Origin of the sequence: Cryobacterium gelidum, assembly GCF_004403985.1 — a bacterium.
GTDB lineage: Bacteria > Actinomycetota > Actinomycetes > Actinomycetales > Microbacteriaceae > Cryobacterium > Cryobacterium gelidum.
The window spans coordinates 213,342-232,251 of record NZ_SOHL01000015.1 but is presented as its reverse complement, the minus strand read 5'-3'; the positions used below and the strand labels follow the sequence as shown (position 1 = coordinate 232,251).

At 64.3% G+C, this 18,910-nt stretch carries 18 protein-coding genes; 3 read left to right on the top strand and 15 right to left on the bottom strand.

What is annotated here, in order from left to right; all coding sequences use genetic code 11:
- Positions 1-15: 15 nt before the first annotated feature.
- The 10 genes from E3T50_RS09545 to E3T50_RS09500 form a co-directional block, all read right to left on the bottom strand.
- Positions 16-2,916, bottom strand: a complete 2,901-nt coding sequence (locus tag E3T50_RS09545; RefSeq protein WP_166784264.1) for a putative bifunctional diguanylate cyclase/phosphodiesterase — start codon at positions 2,914-2,916, stop codon at positions 16-18.
- Positions 2,917-3,049: 133 nt separating this feature from the next.
- Positions 3,050-3,460: a Fur family transcriptional regulator gene (locus tag E3T50_RS09540; protein ID WP_134551613.1), complete on the bottom strand. Its 411-nt coding sequence runs from the start codon at positions 3,458-3,460 to the stop codon at positions 3,050-3,052.
- A complete protein-coding gene (locus E3T50_RS09535; protein WP_134551612.1) occupies positions 3,457-4,308 on the bottom strand; it encodes a metal ABC transporter permease in 852 nt (283 codons plus the stop codon). The genes E3T50_RS09540 and E3T50_RS09535 overlap by 4 nt, the downstream gene beginning before the upstream one ends.
- Positions 4,308-5,213 (bottom strand): metal ABC transporter permease, encoded by a 906-nt coding sequence (locus E3T50_RS09530; RefSeq protein WP_134551611.1) that lies wholly within the window; start codon positions 5,211-5,213, stop codon positions 4,308-4,310. The genes E3T50_RS09535 and E3T50_RS09530 overlap by 1 nt, the downstream gene beginning before the upstream one ends.
- A complete protein-coding gene (locus E3T50_RS09525) occupies positions 5,214-6,011 on the bottom strand; it encodes a metal ABC transporter ATP-binding protein (RefSeq protein ID WP_166784247.1) in 798 nt (265 codons plus the stop codon). It lies immediately after the preceding gene.
- A 7-nt stretch (positions 6,012-6,018) separates the two neighbouring features.
- A complete protein-coding gene (locus tag E3T50_RS16660) occupies positions 6,019-7,032 on the bottom strand; it encodes a metal ABC transporter substrate-binding protein (RefSeq protein WP_134551610.1) in 1,014 nt (337 codons plus the stop codon).
- A gap of 62 nt (positions 7,033-7,094) precedes the next feature.
- Positions 7,095-8,462 carry a dihydrolipoamide acetyltransferase family protein gene (locus tag E3T50_RS09515; protein ID WP_134551609.1) on the bottom strand — a complete coding sequence of 456 codons (1,368 nt, stop codon included), beginning with the start codon at positions 8,460-8,462 and terminating at the stop codon, positions 7,095-7,097.
- 37 nt (positions 8,463-8,499) lie between these two features.
- The gene (locus E3T50_RS09510; protein WP_134551608.1) at positions 8,500-9,504 is read right to left on the bottom strand and encodes an alpha-ketoacid dehydrogenase subunit beta; all 1,005 of its coding nucleotides are present in this window, start codon (positions 9,502-9,504) and stop codon (positions 8,500-8,502) included.
- Positions 9,504-10,595, bottom strand: a complete 1,092-nt coding sequence (locus E3T50_RS09505) for a thiamine pyrophosphate-dependent dehydrogenase E1 component subunit alpha (protein WP_134551742.1) — start codon at positions 10,593-10,595, stop codon at positions 9,504-9,506. Before E3T50_RS09505 ends, E3T50_RS09510 begins: the two co-directional genes overlap by 1 nt.
- Before the next feature lie 106 nt (positions 10,596-10,701).
- Positions 10,702-11,808, bottom strand: a complete 1,107-nt coding sequence (locus E3T50_RS09500; RefSeq protein WP_134551607.1) for a histidinol-phosphate transaminase — start codon at positions 11,806-11,808, stop codon at positions 10,702-10,704.
- 88 nt (positions 11,809-11,896) lie between these two features.
- On the opposite strand from E3T50_RS09500, the gene E3T50_RS09495 reads away from it, so the two are divergent.
- Entirely contained in the window at positions 11,897-12,289 is a 393-nt protein-coding gene (locus tag E3T50_RS09495) for a phage holin family protein (RefSeq protein WP_134551606.1), read from the top strand.
- Positions 12,290-12,314: 25 nt separating this feature from the next.
- Here the strand turns inward: E3T50_RS09495 and E3T50_RS09490 are convergent, their stop codons facing one another.
- Complete coding sequence (locus tag E3T50_RS09490) at positions 12,315-13,490, bottom strand: hypothetical protein (RefSeq protein ID WP_134551605.1); 1,176 nt, start codon at positions 13,488-13,490, stop codon at positions 12,315-12,317.
- Positions 13,491-13,741: 251 nt separating this feature from the next.
- Positions 13,742-14,032 carry a hypothetical protein gene (locus E3T50_RS09485; RefSeq protein ID WP_134551604.1) on the bottom strand — a complete coding sequence of 97 codons (291 nt, stop codon included), beginning with the start codon at positions 14,030-14,032 and terminating at the stop codon, positions 13,742-13,744.
- A gap of 127 nt (positions 14,033-14,159) precedes the next feature.
- On the opposite strand from E3T50_RS09485, the gene E3T50_RS09480 reads away from it, so the two are divergent.
- Both E3T50_RS09480 and purB read left to right on the top strand, forming a co-directional pair.
- Positions 14,160-14,687, top strand: coding sequence for a low molecular weight protein-tyrosine-phosphatase (locus tag E3T50_RS09480; RefSeq protein ID WP_134551603.1), 528 nt, complete (start codon positions 14,160-14,162; stop codon positions 14,685-14,687).
- Positions 14,684-16,066: an adenylosuccinate lyase gene (purB, locus tag E3T50_RS09475; RefSeq protein WP_134551602.1), complete on the top strand. Its 1,383-nt coding sequence runs from the start codon at positions 14,684-14,686 to the stop codon at positions 16,064-16,066. Before E3T50_RS09480 ends, purB begins: the two co-directional genes overlap by 4 nt.
- Before the next feature lie 137 nt (positions 16,067-16,203).
- On the opposite strand, the gene E3T50_RS09470 is transcribed toward purB, so the two are convergent.
- The 3 genes from E3T50_RS09470 to dnaB all read right to left on the bottom strand — a co-directional run bounded on the left by E3T50_RS09470 (position 16,204) and on the right by dnaB (position 18,622).
- On the bottom strand, positions 16,204-16,473 hold the full coding sequence (locus tag E3T50_RS09470) for a hypothetical protein (protein WP_241990848.1): 270 nt from the start codon (positions 16,471-16,473) through the stop codon (positions 16,204-16,206).
- The gene (locus E3T50_RS09465) at positions 16,470-17,090 is read right to left on the bottom strand and encodes a hypothetical protein (protein WP_134551601.1); all 621 of its coding nucleotides are present in this window, start codon (positions 17,088-17,090) and stop codon (positions 16,470-16,472) included. Before E3T50_RS09465 ends, E3T50_RS09470 begins: the two co-directional genes overlap by 4 nt.
- 95 nt (positions 17,091-17,185) lie before the next feature.
- Positions 17,186-18,622: a replicative DNA helicase gene (gene dnaB / locus E3T50_RS09460; RefSeq protein WP_166784263.1), complete on the bottom strand. Its 1,437-nt coding sequence runs from the start codon at positions 18,620-18,622 to the stop codon at positions 17,186-17,188.
- Between the last annotated feature and the right edge of the window lie 288 nt (positions 18,623-18,910).

Below are 18,910 nucleotides of genomic sequence, written 5' to 3'. Positions count from 1 at the left end.
ATCGCCTCCATCGCCTCAGACGATCCTGGCCTCGGCCGCCGGTGTGAAATCGGCACCTGCCAGGGTAGAGATCACACTGGCCAGAGGCGCTGAACCGACGAGCCGCGTTTCCAGCGTCGGTTTCGGGCGACCGAAAAGGTAACCCTGAACCAGAACGCATCCACTGGCTCGAAGAATGTCGAGTTGCTCGATGGTTTCCACCCCCTCGGCAATCACTTCCACGTTGAGTTTGGCTGCGAGCGCCAGGATGCCCTGCACGAGAGAGGTAGAAACCTCGTCGGGGACATTGGTAATGAAGCTTCGATCGATCTTGATCTGGTCGACCGGGAGGGTATTGAGCCACGTGAGAGTGGAATACCCGGTGCCGAAGTCATCGAGTGAGATTCGAACTCCCAGCCGGCGCAGCTCGACCAGCCGCTCCACGATGCCGGGCAGATCGATGAGTGCCCTGCTCTCGACAACCTCAAGGAGGAGCCGTTCAGGACGCAGGTTGTTTCGATTGAGCGCCGCTCGTACGGCCGGCAAGAGTCGCTCGTCTTCGAGCGTGGAGGCATCGAGATTGACCGCTACGGTGAGGGGTGACTCGCCTGGTTGCGGCCACGCTGCAGCGGCCGCGCACGCTTCCCCGACCACCCACAGGTCGAGGTCGGCAATGAGGCCCATCTCCTGTGCCAGCGGCAGGAATGCCGCCGGCACCAGTATTCCGAGCCGCGGATGCTCCCAACGGACGAGCGCCTCGGCACCGACCACCCGATCTGTTATGGGGCAGGAAATGTCAACAACAGGCTGGAAGAACAATCTCATCTGGCCCGCTTCCAGCGCGGAGGACAGCTCCGAAACAAGCGAATTTTGCCCGTCGGTACTCGTTACGCGGCCGGCAACGGCAACTTGGTTGCGCCCCGTTCGCTTGGCCGAGTACATTGCGCTGTCGGCCGCGTCCAGCAGCCTCTCCCCATGACCGCCCTGGCCCTCGTGCACCGACACCCCGACGCTGGCGGATATGCGCAGGTCCCGGCCGTCCACTCGGAATGGCCGGTTCAGAGACTCGACGACTCGGTCGGCCATGTCGATGGCCTCCTGTTCGCTGGATACATCGTCGATGACGAGGGCAAATTCGTCGCCGCCCAGTCGACCGAGGGTGCCCGCGTTACCGAGTTGCGTGCGCAACCGTGCGGCAACCTGCCGCAGGAGTTCGTCGCCCGCACGGTGGCCCAACTGATCATTGACCCGCTTGAAGTCGTCCAGGTCGCAGAACACAATTGCGGTCAGGGTGTCGGCACGGCAGGCCGAGAGCGCGGCGTCAAGGTTCAGTGCGAACAAAGCCCGGTTGGGAAGGCCGGTCAAAGAGTCGTGCTGCGACTGATGTCTGACCGTGGCGAGCAACCTCGCCTTTTGCATCGCTGTGGCGCACTGGTGGCTCGCCCCCTCCAGCCGGACGGCGGCGTCCGTCATCCTTTCAGACCCAACCGGAGCGCCCCAGCTGACCGTGGCAACTCCCAGAAATACGTCGCCGGCGAGAAGCGGTACAGCCACTGTGCTGTGCGCACCGATAGCGCGGAGCAGACTGGACAAGGCCGGGCTGGCCCCCTCCGCGGTGACCACGACGCGTTCCCGTTTGGTGAGCAGTCCCATCAGCTCCGGGGTCTGCTCCACCTGGATGGTCGACTGCAGGAGGAGCTCCCGTTCAGATTCCCCCAGCCCCTCGGCCGCGATCGGGCGAAGCTCACCCCGCTCGGCGTCCCACAGCAAGACGGATGCCATCTCGGCGCTGACAATAGCGGGCAAGGCCGAGGCGACGATACCGGCGAGGACCTCGACGCTGTCGCTGGTTGCAAGCTCGTGTGCGAGGCCGAGCAGCGCAGCCGTTCGCGCCCCTTCACACCGGGACTCTTCGAGCGCTGTGAACAGGTCGAGGGCCGCCGCCGCGTGTCCCGCATAGGCCTCGAGCAGAGAGCGATCTCCGTTCATGGCTGCATGCCCCTCCGCGAATACGGCGGCCAGATACCCGTGGAGCTTGCGAGTGGAACAAATATCTACAACCAACGCGGACGTGCTCAAATCCTCTGCGCGCAGAATCCTTTCGGCCAAATCGTCGGCACGTTTGGCGCTGAGTCCGCGATGGCGAACGATCGGTGCACCGCCATCGTCAGACGCCAGGATGAGGAGGTACCCGGGCGCGAGCACTGCCGAGGCGGCGCCTTCGACAATCCGCGCCAGCACCTCGTCGACATGATCGCTGCGGACCAGGTCGGCGGCGGCCAACTGCACCTCACGCACCTTGTCGCGAAGAACCGAAAGGGAGTCCTCCACGAAGCGTTTCCTCCTGCGCCACGACCACCAGTGAAAGCGCATCGACCAGGTGACCACATATTCGCACGCGGCGTGTCCATCGGACTGACACGTCGGGTGAGCAACCCGCGCCGGGGAGAGGCCGAAAACGACCGGGACAGCCGAGAACAGCCCTTGAGCATATTGGCAGTCCAAGCGGGAGTGGGGGTAACCATCGTGCAGCCGGTAGCGCACCGTGGCGCTGGTCCGGCCGACCTGCATGTCGTCGATCGTGGACGTCGTGGTGAATTTCGGCACCATTCGCGGCAGCGCGCGATAGATTGCGGCTGGGGAAGCCAGCATGCTCAGCAGCTGCACGAGCACCGGCTGGATGTCGCCAGTTACAGCGTCGGCACCCACCGCGAACATGGTGTTCGGGTCATCGAGTACGGCTGTCGCAGCCTCGAACAACCGAATTCGCGTGTCGTAACTCACCCACGAGGAGGCATCCTCGAGCATTGCCGCACCCTGCTTCACTCCGGCGCGGTTGAGCACCTCGACGACCGCAGTCTCTCCGCCGTGCCGTCGTACATGTCGCAGGAGCAGGCTGATCGTCGTGCTCGCAGTCTCGCGCGGCTCAACCTCCATTGTTTCCCCCACCCACAATCACGCTTCACCCGCGGCAATGTACGCTGCTCGAGCGTAGAAGCTCATGTCTACAACCTAAGCGACCCTTGTGATCTAAACGGCAGTCAGGACCGAATGTTGCGCAACGTCTCTGTCACGTAAGATTCGCGGACGCCGCCGCGACGGCCGTGCAACGCTCGCACAGCCCGAAAACGTCCACGACGTGGGCCGCCTGTGTGAAGCCGTGCTCCGTGGCGACGTTGTGCGCCCACGTTTCTACGGCATCCGCTTCGATTTCGACCGTGAGTCCGCAATGGCGGCAGATCAGGTGATGGTGGTGTTCGTTGGTGCTGCACGAGCGGTACAGGCTCTCGCCCTCTGGCGACTGCAGTGAATCTGCGTGACCCGTGGTCGCGAGGTCGGCGAGGGCACGGTAGACCGTAGCGAGGCCGATGGGAGATCCGGTCGCATGCAGCGCGGAGTGCAGCGCCTGGGCGCTGACGAAGCCGTCGTTGGCGCCGAGGGCACCGCGCACGGCCTCACGCTGCCAGGTATTTCGCTTCATGCCTTTAACCGTAGCGATCTTCGCGGTGCTCGGCGTGCATCCGCTTCGCGGGGTGCCCGAACGGTACCGGCGAGCCGTTGAAGCACAAGGGCCAGCATGAACAGCCCGGTCGCTGTCAGGGCGATCGTCGGGCCGGCCGCAACGTCGAGTGAACGCGACAGCAGCACGCCGGCCAATCCCGACACCGCACCGAGCACGGGGGCGATGACAAACATCTGGGTGGTCGTGCGCGAGACGAGGCGGGCCGCCGCGGCCGGAGCTGCGATCAGGGCGATGGCCAATATGGCACCGACGGCGGGCATCGCGGTCACGACCGTGGCAGTAGTAAGGAGCAGGGTCAGCAGTTCGATCGGCCATTCCCGATAACCGGCGGCGCGATAACCGTTCACGTCGAAGGTCGAGAACATGATCTGCTTGCCCAGAAAGACGATGGCGAGCACGGCGAACGCCAGCACGATGGCCACGAGCGTCACATCGCTGGCAGTCACGGTGAGTATGGAACCAACCAGGTAGGAATCGACCTTCACCGGCAGGGAGGGGTTGAGTCCCTGCAGCAGAACGCCGAGCGCGAACCCGGCGGTCAGCAGAATGCCCGACGCCACCTGATTCCCCTGTCGATTGACGCGCCCGATCATCGTCATGATACCCACGATGAAGATGCTCGCTATCGCTGCGCCGAGGGGAATGCTCACGCCCAAAATCGCCGCCCCTACCGCTCCCGGAAAGGTCGCGTGCGTGAGGGCCTGGGCGAAGAAGGTGCGCTGGCGCAGCACGACGAGGGTACCCACGAGGCCACTGAGCGCCCCGATCAGCACAGCCGCGAGGAGGGCCTGTTCGAAGTAGCCCATCAGGGCGCCGCCGGTTCGGCCAGCTGGCTTGCCGTGCGCCGTGTTCGGTGGTGGCCCCCGATTCGGTCGAGTGCGAGTCGCAACACCAGGGCTACACCGTAGCCGGCGACGAGCACGAGCACGATGGTTGCTCCGCTCGGCAGGTCGACGCCGCCATTCACCGATGCTTCGTAGCCAAGGGCGAGCCCAACCCAGGCGGCTACAACGGCGAAGCCTGCCGCCACCGGAAAGAGCAGCCACAGGCGATTGGTAACCAGGCGCGCGACGGCGCCCGGCACAATCAGCACGGCGAGCACGAGCAGGTTGCCAACGGCGCTGCTCGCGGCCACAACAACGAGTGCGATGGCGACGTTGAGCACGATGTCGAGAGCGAGCGGCCGATACCCCGCCGCCGCAGTCCCTTCACGGTCGAAGGCCCGGAAGACCTGTTCCTTGAGCGTGAATCCGACCATGACCAGCGCAATGAGGCAGACGCTGACGGTCTGATTGACTTCGGCCGGGCTGACGGTCAGCAAGCGTCCGAACAGCAGGGCGTCGAGCTGGCCGACGTAATTTGTTTCCCGTGAAACCACGATGATCCCCACGCTGAACATGGCCGTGAACACGACGGCGATCGCGGCGTCCGACGTGACTGCGCGCTTGACGATCACGGTGAGCACGACGGCGGCGATGAGGGCCGCCACCATGGCTCCCACGAACAGGCCGTCGCGGCCACCCCAGACGAACCCGATGGCCACGCCGGGAAAAACGGCATGGGTGAGCCCGTCGCTGATGAACTCGAGCCCGCGCAGGTTGACGAGCACGCCCACGAGCCCGGCGACCAAGCTGAGCACGACGAGCACGAGCAGCGCCCGAGCCATGAACGGCAGGTCGAACGCGGTGATCAGCGGGGTGAAGACATCCACTCAGTGACCCCCGTGCCCGGGAACCACGATGGTGTGTTCGTCCATCTCCACACCGACCGAGCCGAAGGCCTGCTGCACGTTGGCCAGGGTCAGCACCGCGTCGCGCGGCCCGAATGCTACTTGGGCGCCATTGAGCAGCAGCACACTCTCACAGACGGCACGAGCGAGGTCGAGGTCGTGGGTCGATACGAGCACCGCGACGCCCTGCTGCTTGAGCCGTTTCACGGTTTCGATGAGGGCGTCCCGGTTGATTTGGTCGAGACCGTTGAAGGGCTCATCGAGCAGCAACAAACGCGGGGCGGATGCCACGGCGCGCGCGAGCAGACCGCGTTGCTGCTGTCCACCCGACAGTTCACCGAAGCGTGTCCTCGCACGGGCACCAAGGTCGACGGTCTCCAGGGCTTCGGCGACGGCCCGATGGTCTGCTTTGGAAGGCAGGCGCCACCAACCGAGCGACCGGTAGCGGCCCATCATGACCACCTGTTCGAGCGAGACCGGAAAGTGCGGGTCGAGCTGGTCGGTTTGAGGTACGTAACCGATATAGCCGGCCGGCGCCGGCCACTGTCCGAGCACTTCGACCGTGCCCGACGTGCGGGTGATGAGCCCGAGTATGCCCTTGAGCAGGGTGGACTTGCCCGACCCGTTCGGGCCGATCAGGGCAACGGCCTGGCCCGGTGACACCGCGAAGTCAATCCCGGTCAGGGCGGGTTCGGCACCGTACGCAAACGACGCCGCCGCCACTCGAAGGGCGGCAGCAGTTTGTACTCGTGGTGTTTCTTGAGCAGCGTTCTCGATCACGTGGGAACTATTCCAGCTCGGCGGGCAGCGAGGAGGGTGTGACGCCCCACGAGTCGAGCATGACCGTTGCGTTGTGCAGCTGCGCCTTGATGTACGTGTCGCCCGCGCTTCCCTCAGGGCCGAGCGAGTCGACGTAGAGGGCATCATCGCCGGAGTAGACGGTGACGCCGGCTTCAGTCGCGATCGTCTTGGCGGTTTTGGGGCTCAGGGAAGCTTCGGAAAAGACGGCTGTGACACCGGTGGCCCTGACGGCAGCGACGAGAGAGTCAATCTCGGCGGCGCTCGGCTCGGCGTTGTCGTCGAAGCTCGGTATCACCGAGCCGACATAGTCGATGTGGTACGCCGCGGTGAAGTAACCGAGGGCATCATGATTGCTCACGAGCAGGCGGTCGCTCTCGGGAACCGTATCGACGTTGGTGCGGATCCACGTGTCGAGGGCGCGCAACTGGGCCGTGTACGCGGTCGCATTGGTTTCGAAGTTGGCGGCCTTGCCGGCGTCGGCAGCGGCGAGGCCGTCGGTGATCGTCCGCACGATTGTCTCGGCATTGCGCACGTCGGTCCAGATGTGCGGGTCGCCGCCGTCATGGGCGTGAGCATCCCCGGCCGCATCCGCAGCTTCGGTCTGATGCTCGCCGGCCCCGACCTCGGAGATGGTGATACCCGCGTCAGCATCAATCAATACGCCGTCGAAGCCGGACGCAGCAATGGCGTCGTCAAGCCACTCTTCGAGCCCGACACCGTTGATGACGAGCACGTCGGCTGCGCCGAGCGCGGTCAGATCCGCCGCAGACGGATCGTAGCTGTGGGCGCTCTGATTCGGTTGGATGAGCTGCGTGAGATCCACGCCGCCGGCGTCTCCCACGACGTTGCGGGTGAAGTCAGCGACCTGGGTTGTCGTCGCAACGACCCTGAGGCCAGCGGTCGGGCCGTCGGCTCCGGCGGTCGTTTGGGCCGAGCACCCCGAGAGGACGAGGGCGGCCGATGCGAGAAGTGCCGGAACTACGAGATGTCTCTTGGGCATTTCTCAAGAATAATCCTGTTGATAATGATTGTCAAAACCATTAGCAACGCGTGCGACCACGACTATTCCAACAGCAGTGCGGGCTCTTCAATAATGCTCGCGACGTCGGCGAGAAAACGGCTCGCGACGTCGCCATCGACTACGCGATGGTCGAAGCTTGCACCGATGGTGGTCACGAACCGCGCCCGCACCTCACCGTCGACGACCCACGGCCTCTGCTTGATCGTGCCGAGAGCCACGATGCCGGCCTCACCCGAGTTGAGAATGGGGGTGCCGGTGTCCATGCCGAACACGCCAATATTTGTGATCGTGATCGTGCCGTGGCTCATCTCGGCCGGGCTGGTCTTACCGTCGCGCGCAGTCATGGTGAGCTTCTCGAGAGCCGCAGCGAGCTCGAGCAGGCTCATGTCCTGCGCTTCCTTGATGTTCGGCACGATCAGCCCGCGCGGAGTCGCAGCGGCGATGCCGAGGTTCACGTAGTGCCGCACGATGATCTCCTCCTCGGTGAACGTGGAGTTCACTGTGGGGTTTCGCCGCACGGCCCAGATCATGGCCTTGGCCATGATCAACAGGGGCGAGACGCGGATGCCCGCGAAATCGGTGGACGCCTTGAGCCGTTTGACGAATTCCATGGTTCGGGTGGCATCCACGTCGACGAACAGGCTCACGTGCGGAGCCGTGAAAGCACTTTTCACCATCGCCTGCGCGATGGCCTTACGCACGCCCTTCACTGGAATGTGTTCGTCGCGGTCGACGGGCCATTCCGGCGTCTGGATGTTGCGGAACACGCTGGCCTGGGTCGCACCACGCAGTACGTCCTCACGGGTCACATCGCCAACCGGCCCGGTCGCCTCGACGAGGGAAAGGTCGACGCCAAGGTCCTTGGCGAGCTTTCGAATCGGCGGCTTCGCCATGACCGGTCCCGCGGATGCCGCGCGCCGGGTCGGCGCCGCCGGCACGGCACGGGTACGCGTCGGGGCTTCGGGGGCAAGGGATTCGTGGGCGACGCTCGCGCCGGTGTGTCGCCGCCGCCGGGTGGACATCATGGCGGCCGCGCCTCGGCCGACGAGCACCGGCTCGGGGGCCTCGTCGCTGATGCTGTCGCTCGTATCCAGGGCCAGCGTGTCGGCGGCCGATGCTGCGGCATCCGCTGCCGGAGCTGCCGCCGGCCGGTCTGCGCCGGCGGTCGCATTGGAATCGATCGTGATGATCAGCGTGCCCACGTCGACGGTGGTTCCCGCGGCCACCAATATTTCACCGACCACGCCGACGAACGGCGACGGCAGCTCGACCAGCGATTTAGCTGTTTCAATCTCGACTAGCACCTGGTTGATCGTCACGGTGTCGCCCGGAGCGACCTTCCACTCGACGATTTCGGCCTCGGTCAGGCCTTCGCCGACGTCGGGGAGAGTGAACTTCGACACGCTCATACTGTGCCTTTCCTGCTGCTGGTGGAGGTAACGATGATCAGTAGGCGAGAACGCGGTCGACGGCTTCCAGCACACGGTCGGGGCTGGGCAGGAAGTGCGTCTCGACGGCGGCCGGCGGAAACGGCGTGTCAAAGCCCGAAACCCGCAGCACGGGCGCTTCGAGCGTGTAAAACGCGCGCTCGGCGACCGTGGCGGCAATCTCGCTGCCGACGCTCACGAAGCCGGGAGCTTCCTGGGTGACGACCAAACGACCGGTTTTCTGCACCGAACCCAAAATCGGTGCGTAGTCGATCGGGGAGATTGAGCGCAGGTCGATGACCTCCAAACTGATGCCCTCGGCCTGGGCGAGGTCGGCCGCCTGCGACAGCACGCTCACCATGGCGCCATGGCCGACGACGGTGACATCGGTGCCGGCCCGCACCACACGGCTGGCGTGCAGCGGTGTTCCGCTCTCATCGAATCGCACCTCACCCTTGGGCCAGTAGCGGCTCTTGGGCTCGAAGAAGATCACCGGGTCGTTACTCGTGATCGCTTCCTGCATCATCCAGTAGGCGTCGTGCGGATTGGATGGGCTCACCACGCGCAGGCCGGGAGTGTGCGCGAAATAGGCCTCTGGGCTCTCCTGGTGGTGCTCGATCGAGCCGATGTGTCCACCGTACGGAATGCGAATGACGACGGGCATGATGAGGCCGCCCTCGTGGCGGTTACGCATGCGGGCCAGCTGGCTGGTGATCTGGTCGAAGCCGGGGAAGACGAATCCGTCGAACTGAATCTCGCAAACCGGCCGAAATCCGCGCATGGCTAGGCCGATGGCCGTGCCGATGATGCCGGACTCGGCGAGTGGCGTGTCCAGCACCCGCTTGTCGCCAAACTCAGCGATGAGGCCCTCGGTGACCCGAAAGACTCCGCCGAGCGAGCCGATGTCTTCGCCCATCAGCAGCACCGAGGGGTCGTCGAGCATTGCTCGACGCAGCCCGGCGTTCAGCGCTTTTGTCATTGGCAGCGAAGCGGATGCGACGCTCGTGTCAGTCGCAGCGGTCATCAGTTCTCACCCTCGTCGAAAGAGGCTTCGTAGCGGTCGAGCCAGGCCTTTTGCTCTGCCACGAGCGGATGCGGTTCGGCGTAGACGTTGTCGAAAATCACCGATTGCTCCGGGCCGGTGATGTCGAGCGCCCTTCGTCGGGTGTCGGCGGCGAAGTCGGCCGCTTCTTCGTCGACGGCGTCGAGGAATTCCTGCTCAATGCCGCGGCCCTGCAGGTAGTTGCGAAAGCGCACGATCGGGTCGCGCGCCACCCAGTAGGCGAGCTCGTCGGGATCTCGGTACTTGGTGGGGTCGTCGGCCGTGGTGTGTGCGCCGACGCGGTAGGTGAGCGCCTCAATCAGCGACGGACCATGGCCGGCGCGGGCGTCGTCCAGGGATTTCGCCGTGACGGCGAAGCTCGCGAGCACATCGTTGCCGTCGATCTGGGTGCCGGGCATGCCGAAACCACTGGCGCGCAGGTAGAGCGGCGTGCGGGACTGACGTGCGACGGGGACCGAGATAGCCCAATGATTGTTCTGCAGAAAGAACACTTGAGGCGTCTGGTAGCTAGCCGCGAAGACGAGGGCCTCGCTGGCGTCGCCCTGCGACGAGGCACCGTCACCGTAGTAGACGATGACGGCCTGATCGGTCTCGGGGTTGCCGGTCGCGGTCGACCCGTCGAGCTGCATACCCATGGCGTAGCCGGTGGAGTGCAGGGTCTGCGAGGCCAGCACGAGGGTGTACAGGTGAAAGTTTCCGTGCTCTTCCGGCACCCATCCGCCCAGGGTGACGCCGCGCAGCATGCGCAGAATATCGACGACGTCGAGGCCGCGGATCATGCCGACGACATGCTCCCGGTAGGAGGGGAAAACGTGGTCCTGCGGCCGGGTCGCGTAGGCCGACCCCACCTGCGCCGCCTCCTGTCCATGGCTCGGAACCCAGAGAGCGAGCTGGCCCTGACGCTGCAGGTTGGCCGCCTCGGTGTCGAACTTGCGCACCACGACCATGTCGCGGTAGAAACGTCGGTGGTCCGCCTCGGTGAGCCGGTCGAGGTAGGGCAGGAATTGTTCGGCGGCGGCGTTCGGTTCGAACACCCCGCCCGGAGAAATCATGCGCACGCAGGTGTCGGCCCCATCGAGACCAAAGGGCGTGTGCGCTGCAGGGGTGGGCGCTGCAGAAACCAGTGCAGTCGCGTCGTTTCGGGTGGCTGACACCGTACTAACCTATCTGCCGAGCCGGGTGATCGGCGGGAAGGGCGTCGACAAGATCCGCGCTCAATAGTAGGAGTGTCGCCACAGCCTGCTCCTCACCGATTGAGATTCGAATACCCTCGGCCGCGAAGGGTCGCACCACCAGGCCGGCTGTGCCGAGTGCCTCGGCCACACTGGTCGTTTCGGCGCCTGTGGGCAGCCAGAGAAAGTTGCCCTGGGGCGCAGGGATGTTCCACCCCTGGCTGGTCATCACCTGCCAGGCCGCGTCGCGACGCGTGGCGAGGAGGCGAACCCGATCGAGTAGCTCCCTCTCGGCCTTGAGCGAGGCAATAGCGGCCGCTGCGGCCTGCGCCGTCACCGAGAGCGGGATGGCCGTTGATCGTGCGGCATTCAGAATATCCACCGCACCGAGCGCATAACCGACACGCAATCCCGCCAGACCGTACGCCTTGGAGAAGGTGCGTAGAACGACCAGATTGGGGTAGCGGGCGAGCAGCGGCGGGCCGTTGACGGCATCCGCTTCGGTGACGAACTCGATGTATGCCTCATCGAGAATGACCAGCAGGTCGGTCGGGACGACGGCCATGAAGGCCTCGAATTCGTCCTTCGTAACGATCGTTCCGGTCGGATTGTTCGGCGAGCAGACAATGACGACGCGGGTGTTGTCACCGATGGCGGCGGCCATTTCGGGGAGGTCGTGGCCGTGATCGGCGCGATTGGCCACCCGCACGCTCGTGGCCCCGGCGACGGTCACGAGCGAGGGATAGGCCTCGAACGACCGCCAGGAGTAGAGCACTTCATCGCCGGGTCCAGCTGCGGCGAGAATGAGCTGGGCCAGCAGGGCCACCGAGCCGGAGCCGATGTGCACCTGGTCGACGTCGAGGCTGAACTTCTTGGCGAGGCGTTCGCGCAGGGCGAGCGCCGAAGCATCCGGGTAACGGTTGTAGGCCGTTTCGGCCGCGACCGCCTCGATAACGCCGGGCAGGGGGCCAAACGGGTTCTCATTGCTTGAGAGCTTGAAGGCACTGGCGTCGGCCGGCTGGCCCTGCCGATAGGCCGGAAGGGCAATGATCTCCGGGCGCAGGCGAACTGAAGGTCGGTCTAAGAGGCTCACTCGGTGAGTCTACGCCCGGGCATATTCGCAATGGCGAATGAACGTGCCCTGGCTTTCGCCAGACGTGCGCCGGTGGGATAGTGGGGACATGGCCAGATTCCTGATCAAGCTGATCGTCAACGCGGTGGCTCTGTGGTTCACCACCCTGCTCGTGACCGGGGTGCACGTCATCCCCTTCGCCCCGGACGCGGGTGCCAGCGTCATCACCTATCTCCTCATCGCGCTCATCTTCGGGTTCGTGAACACCGTCATCGGTGGTGTGCTGCGCGTCGTCGCTTTTCCGCTCTATGTTTTGACGCTCGGCCTGTTTGCGCTGATCGTCAACGGCGTGCTGCTGCTGCTCGTGGGTTGGATTTCCGGATTTCTGGGCTTCGGACTGGTCGTCGACAGCTTCTGGTGGGGGGTGCTCGGCGCCCTGGTGCTCGGCATCATCTCCTGGCTGCTCGGCCTGATTTTGCGCCCGGTCACCGCGCGCGACTGAACCGGCCACGACTCGAAGCCCGCATCTACTGCGACGACGGTCCTGGCGGCAAGCGGATGCCCCGCCACAGGACAGCCTCCCCCGGATCGCTCCCGAGAACGCCCGTCACGGTGTCCCGAAATTCCTGCAGGTTCGTCTCCGGAGAGGTGTCGATGAGCAGCGCCGTCTCGCGGTAGCGGTCGAGGTGGTGAGCTGGCAAAGTCTCTCCAACCGGTGGTGCCATCGCAGCGAATACCTCGCGGCGCACGGTCACACGGTCGTCGGAGTCGACCAGACTCGCTCCGCCGAGCGCGGTGACCACATCGTCGGTGTGTTCAACGGTGAGGGTGGCCACGCCTTGCGGCACGGGAACACGCGATTCAGGCGCCCCGAACGTCGCGACTGCCTGCACATTGAACCGGTTGTAGGCGGCAACTTGGGTGGCGACCAGGCCACCCTGGGAATGGCCGGCAACGACAACCGGGTCGGACGGAGCAATTCCGGCCGCTTTCATGGCGTCGATGACGGCCGAGAAGGAGCCAGCGTTCTGCTTCGCGATCGCCGTCACATTGGCGGTAAGGTCCCACGGCTCCGTCGTGGCGACGGCGTTCCAATCGACCGTTCCACCGACATACACCGCCCAGGATGGATGCTCAGAGGTACCGTACTTCTCGATGCGCACCTGCGGCTGCCCGGCGACGGCTTTCGGAATTCTCTCCGCTAAATCGCCGGCACCTGTCGGTGGTGTGGCGTGCGCCGACGCTCCCACCGCTGCTACGTTCACCGGGCCCTCCTTGAACAGGCCTCCGCTGCGCGCCGCGGCCAGCAGACCGACGGCAGTGCTCGAGACGCCGATCACCCCCAGGCCCTCATCGCCGAACATCACGCCGACAGACCGCGGCATCCCTGCCAGACCAGCGCCTACATCATCCAGCGACGAGACCGCAACCCGCACGAGGGAGACCAGAGACGGGTTTGTGAGCAGGCGCGGGTCGATCGCAACCCCGTCGGCAGAACCGCCGGTCGATTTTCCGAGCAGTCCCGCCACGAACAGTCCCGGAAGCGCCGCGCCGAGCGGAGTACCGGCCCCGAAAATCAGCGCAGATCTCAGGAACTGGCCGAGATCATGGCCCAGCTGTGCGCCGTGGGTCAGCGCCATCTGCTGCGCAACCCGCTCCGCGTAGCCGTACCGCTCGGCCGCCGCCACGAGGCACTGCGCCAAATTCTGGCAACTGTGCTGAAGGCGATCGAGCACCACCGCGGCGTGAAAAAGATCCGGCGAGGGATCTGGCCCGAACCACGAAAACGCGGCCGCCGGGTCCATCTGCCGAATCCGATTCGCTCGGGTATTCCAGTTCATCGCCTCGTTGTGCATGGAGAAAAGGAATTGAGATTGAACCAACAAGACTTCGGTTGCGACAATGGTCGTTCCGCCCACGGAGATGACCAGTTCACCCCGGGTTCTGCCATCGTTCAGGCTCGACACAGGGTCTCCGCGTCATAAATTTGCAGGCGCACGCTGTGGAGCGCTTCGTTCAGATAGTGAAGAACGAGATCCACCTGTTCCACCACGTCAGTCACGCACAGGAGATACGCTCGCTGAGATTGGGAGGTCCAGGACTCGCTGGGGTCAAGATCGGCCAGCCGTCGACGCATCGCGGTGATCTCGGCGCACAGGGTGAGCAGCAGACTGCGCTGACTACGCAGCATCGCCAGGCGTTCAGCGCGATCCTGACCGTACGGCGATACCTCCACACCGTCCATGACTCCTCCTGGTCATGGCCGATCCTCACAGAATCAGCCGCTCGCTCGGTCAGTCGGGGCGCACTCGGTGTAGAGACACTGAATACTGGGCGTGTGGAGAAGGCGAATCTGCTCCACAATGGGAGGCATGCCCTTCGCGTCACTCACCCCCGATGAGTCGACGCCGTTTCGAATCATTTTCGTCTGCACCGGAAACATCTGTCGATCGCCTATGGCCGAGGTCGTACTGCGTGACCACGTCACGAAGCTCGGACTCGGGCGTCTCATTGCCACCAGCTCGGCCGGCACCGGAGACTGGCATGTGGGTGAGCAGGCCGACGACCGAACGATCACGGCCCTGGCCAAGCGCGGCTACGACGGCAGTCACCATCGGGCCCGCCAGTTTGATCCGCTCTGGTTCGCCGAATACGACCTCGTCGTAGTTCTCGACCGCAGTCAGGAGCGCATTTTGCGCAACTGGGCACTCGAGGATCGCGATCGCACCAAGGTGTGCCTGTTGCTGAGCTTTGACGCCGAGCAGGCCGGCCTGTTCGACGTGCCTGATCCTTACTATTCAGACGATGCGTTGTTTGACGCCGTTTTAGGCATGATTGAGAGGGCAAGCCACGCACTTGTGAAACAACTTGCACCCGCAATTCGACAGGGAGTCCGATGAGTCACCTACCCGTACAGGTTCTGAGTCCGCTAGACGGCCGCTACCGAGCCGCCGTTTCTGATCTGGGCGAATACCTGTCCGAGGCCGGGCTCAACCGCGCTCGTGTGCGCGTGGAGGTGGAGTGGCTGATCACCCTCACCGACCGCAGCCTGTTCGGTTCCGCCCCCCTCGCTTCCGAGCAGAAGCTCGCTCTGCGCGGCCTGGTGACGAACTTTGGCCAGGCTGAGATCGACGAACTGGCCGAGCTCGAGGCCACCACCCGCCACGACGTGAAGGCCGTTGAGTACCTCGTGCGCCGGCGCCTCAACGCGCTCGACCTCGACCACATCAGCGAACTCACCCACTTCGCCGCGACCAGCGAAGACATCAACAACCTCTCGTATGCCCTGACCGTGCGCGACGCCGTGCAAAACGTCTGGCTGCCGAAGCTACGCCTGGTCATCGAGGCAGTGCGCAGCAGTGCGTTGGAATTTCGAGCGGATGCGATGCTCGCCCGCACCCACGGACAACCCGCGACACCGACGACCATGGGTAAAGAACTCGCCGTGTTCGCCTACCGCCTCGAGCGCATCGCGCGGCAGATCGATGCCGGTGAATACCTGGGCAAGTTCAGCGGTGCCACCGGCACGTTCGCCGCCCACGTGGCCGCCGATCCGTCCGTCGACTGGCCCACGGTCTCGCGCGAGTTCGTCGAGGGTCTCGGCCTCGGCTGGAACCCACTCACCACGCAGATCGAATCGCACGACTGGCAGGCGGAGCTGTATTCCCGCGCCTCACACGCGAACCGCATTCTGCACAATCTGGCCACCGACATCTGGACCTACATTTCTATCGGCTATTTTCGCCAGATTCCCCAGGTCGGCGCCACCGGCTCCTCCACCATGCCGCATAAAATCAACCCGATTCGCTTCGAGAACGCCGAGGCGAACCTCGAACTGTCCTGCGCCATCCTGGACTCGCTCGCTGCCACTCTCGTGACCAGTCGTCTGCAGCGCGACCTCACCGACTCCACCACCCAGCGCAACATCGGCGTCGGTTTCGGGCATTCGCTGCTCGCGCTCGATAACATGCTGCGCGGCCTCGGCGAGATCGACATCGACCGCGCCCTGCTCGCGCACGACCTCGACTCGAATTGGGAGATTCTGGGAGAGGCGATTCAGACTGTGATTCGCGCCGAAGTCTCGGCCGGGCGCTCGAGCATCGCGGATCCCTACGCGCTGCTCAAGGACCTGACCCGCGGCAAACGCATCACGAGCGCCGACCTGGCAGCTTTCGTCTCCGGACTCGACATTGGAGACGCCGCCAAGACCAGGCTCCTGGCCCTGACCCCGGCGAGCTATGTCGGCCTCGCCGACCCGCTGGTTGACTACTTGACCTAATCCGTCGTCACAATCACTGACTACTTGACCTAGTCTGTCGTCACAATCACTGACTACTTGACCTAGTCCGTCGCCACAGTCACATGGGCACCCTCATCACGATCGACGTCGGTGCCCCTGTGACGTTCAAGCGTGAGCTAGTGGCCGTTCTGCTCGTCCAGGTCAGACTGCTCCGACGCGTTCGGCTTCATGCCGAGCACGAGCATCGCAATCACCACCAGCGCCACGATAAACGTCACCCCGAGCCCAATGACCGAGAGCATGACTTCGCGTGTCGTGAGAAGAATGGTCACTCCGACGAACAGGGCCATCGCGCCGGAGATGGCGACCAATTCGGCCGGCTTCAACCGATCGGATCGGCTGGGCTGGTGTGCCGAGTTGGGGGTACCAGGAGTCTTTTTGATCACAGGGAATCCGAATCATTGGGTGCGGTGTTCGCGGGTGCCGTGTTCGCGGGTGCGGTGCGGTGCTGTCGGGGTGCATCCCACTTGAGGGAGAGCCCGGCAATGGGCAGGAAAACAGCGAGAAAGACCAGGTAGGCACCGAATAATCCGACCGAGACAACCGGGTTGGGCGGAAGCAGCAGAAAGAGCAGGGCGAGGAGCGCACCGCCGATGCCAGTGAACAGCCAGTCTTTGGCCGGCAGGGGGCGTTTACGCACCCGGATGCCGGCATAGATTTCGAGAAAACCGGTGACGGCTCCCCAGACGCTCACGATGAGGAGAAAGAACCCGTGGCCACCGGTGTGGACAGCAAGGGCCAGCACGCCAGCGATCATGCTCACGACGCCGTGTATGAGGAACAGGCTGCGGTCGGTCGCAACGGTCAGGGTGCGCGGGCCGGTCAGAATGAGCAGCAGGCCGCTCGCCAGGGCGAATGCGCCGAACACGACCAAGCCCAGCTGGGCGGAGTGCTCCCGGTTGAACGTGATGATCACGGCGGGAATGACCGCGATCAGGGCGCGCCCGACGAGCACGGTCCAGTAACGGGGTCCGACGTTTGATGGTGCCTGGGCGTTCGCCACGCACGACCTCTTTCGTTGCAAAATTTGTCAGTTCCAGTCTACGCGGCGACTCGACGGCGCAACTGCGAGCCGCCTGCACGCACCCCCTGAGCGAGTTACCCGCCGGCCACCATATCGGCGAAGCGGGAGTAGTGGCCGTGGAAGGCAACCGTGACCGTGCGAGTAGGGCCGTTACGGTGCTTGGCCACGATGAGGTCCGCCTCACCGGCCCGCGGGTTGTCTTTCTCATACGCGCTCTCGCGGTGCAGCAGGATGACCATGTCGGCGTCCTGCTCGAGCGATCCCGACTCACGAAGGTCGCTGATCGCCGGCATCTTGTCAGCGCGCTGCTCCGGGCCACGGTTGAGCTGCGAGAGCGCAATCACGGGAACCTGCAGTTCCTTGGCGAGCAGCTTGAGGGCCCGGGAGAACTCGCTGACCTCCTGCTGGCGTGACTCGACCTTTTTACCGCTGGTCATGAGCTGGAGGTAGTCGATGATGACCATTTTAAGCCCGACGCGCTGCTTGAGCCGACGGCACTTCGCGCGAATCTCCACCAGGGTCATGTTCGGACTGTCGTCGATGTAGAGCGGGGCATCGTTGATACGGCCGCGCGTGGCGGCAATCGTCGTCCAGTCACGGGCCTCGACGGTGCCCTTGCGCATACTCTGCAAAGGAACCGATGCCTCCGCCGCGAGCAGGCGCATCGCAATTTCACTTCGCCCCATTTCGAGCGAGAAGAAGATGCTCGGCATGTTGTGATGAATGGATGCCGAACGAGCAAAGTCGAGGGCGAGCGTGGACTTACCCAGTGCCGGGCGAGCCGCGACGATGATGAGTTGGCCGCCATGGAACCCGTTGGTGAGTTCGTCGAGGTCGGCAAAGCCCGTCGGGACGCCGCTCATCTGGCCGTCCTTGAGCTTGGCGGCTTCAATCTCTTCGATGGCCGCCGTTACGGCATCGGTGAGCGGAACGTAGTCTTCGGTTTCCGTGCCACCCGTGACGGAGTAGATCTCGGCCTGGGCCGTGTTCACGAGGTCGAGCACCTCGCCTTCGCCCGCGTAGCCCATCTGGGCGATGCGCGTGCCAGCCTCGACCAGGCGGCGCAGCAGAGCGCGTTCGGCCACGATGGTCGAGTAGAAACCTGCGTTGGCAGCAGTGGGCACGAGGCTGGTCAGGGTGTGCAGGTAGTCGGCGCCGCCGGCCCGTGAGAGTTCACCGACCTTGATGAGCTCATCGGTGACCGTGATGACGTCTGTGGGCTCGCCCTGGGCGTAGAGCGAAAGAATCGCGTCGAAGATAATTTCGTGCTTGGGGATATAGAAGTCGCCGCCGCGCACGGTCTCCACGACATCGGCGACGGCGTCTTTGCTGAGCATCATTCCACCGAGAGCGCTCTGCTCGGCCAGGAGGTCGTGCGGGAGGGCTCGCTCCGCCTTCCAGGCTTCAGCGGGCCGCTCGCCCCGGTTCTGATCGAGCGCGCCGCCGCGCGCCGGGGAACCATATTCGGGTGACGCTGGCTGATGGGCTAGGCCCAGGTGAGCGATCGACACTCGGCACCTCTTTCTCTGGCGTGCTACTAGGTGTATCAAGAACCACCGACACGGGACGTAACGCACCAGCCTGTGCGAGATGCGGGTACTGCATCACCCTAGGGAGCCGGTAGCACCCGCCACAAACCACCCTGTGGATAACTCTGTGGAGAAGCTGCGCGAAACGCCGCGAAGATTGTGCAGAACCTGTGCACTCGGCTGTGGATAAACATCAAATGAAAGTGAATAAAACGCTGCTGATCAGGTATTTTAGTCACACAAGCGGGTGTGAATAAGATAACTTCAATC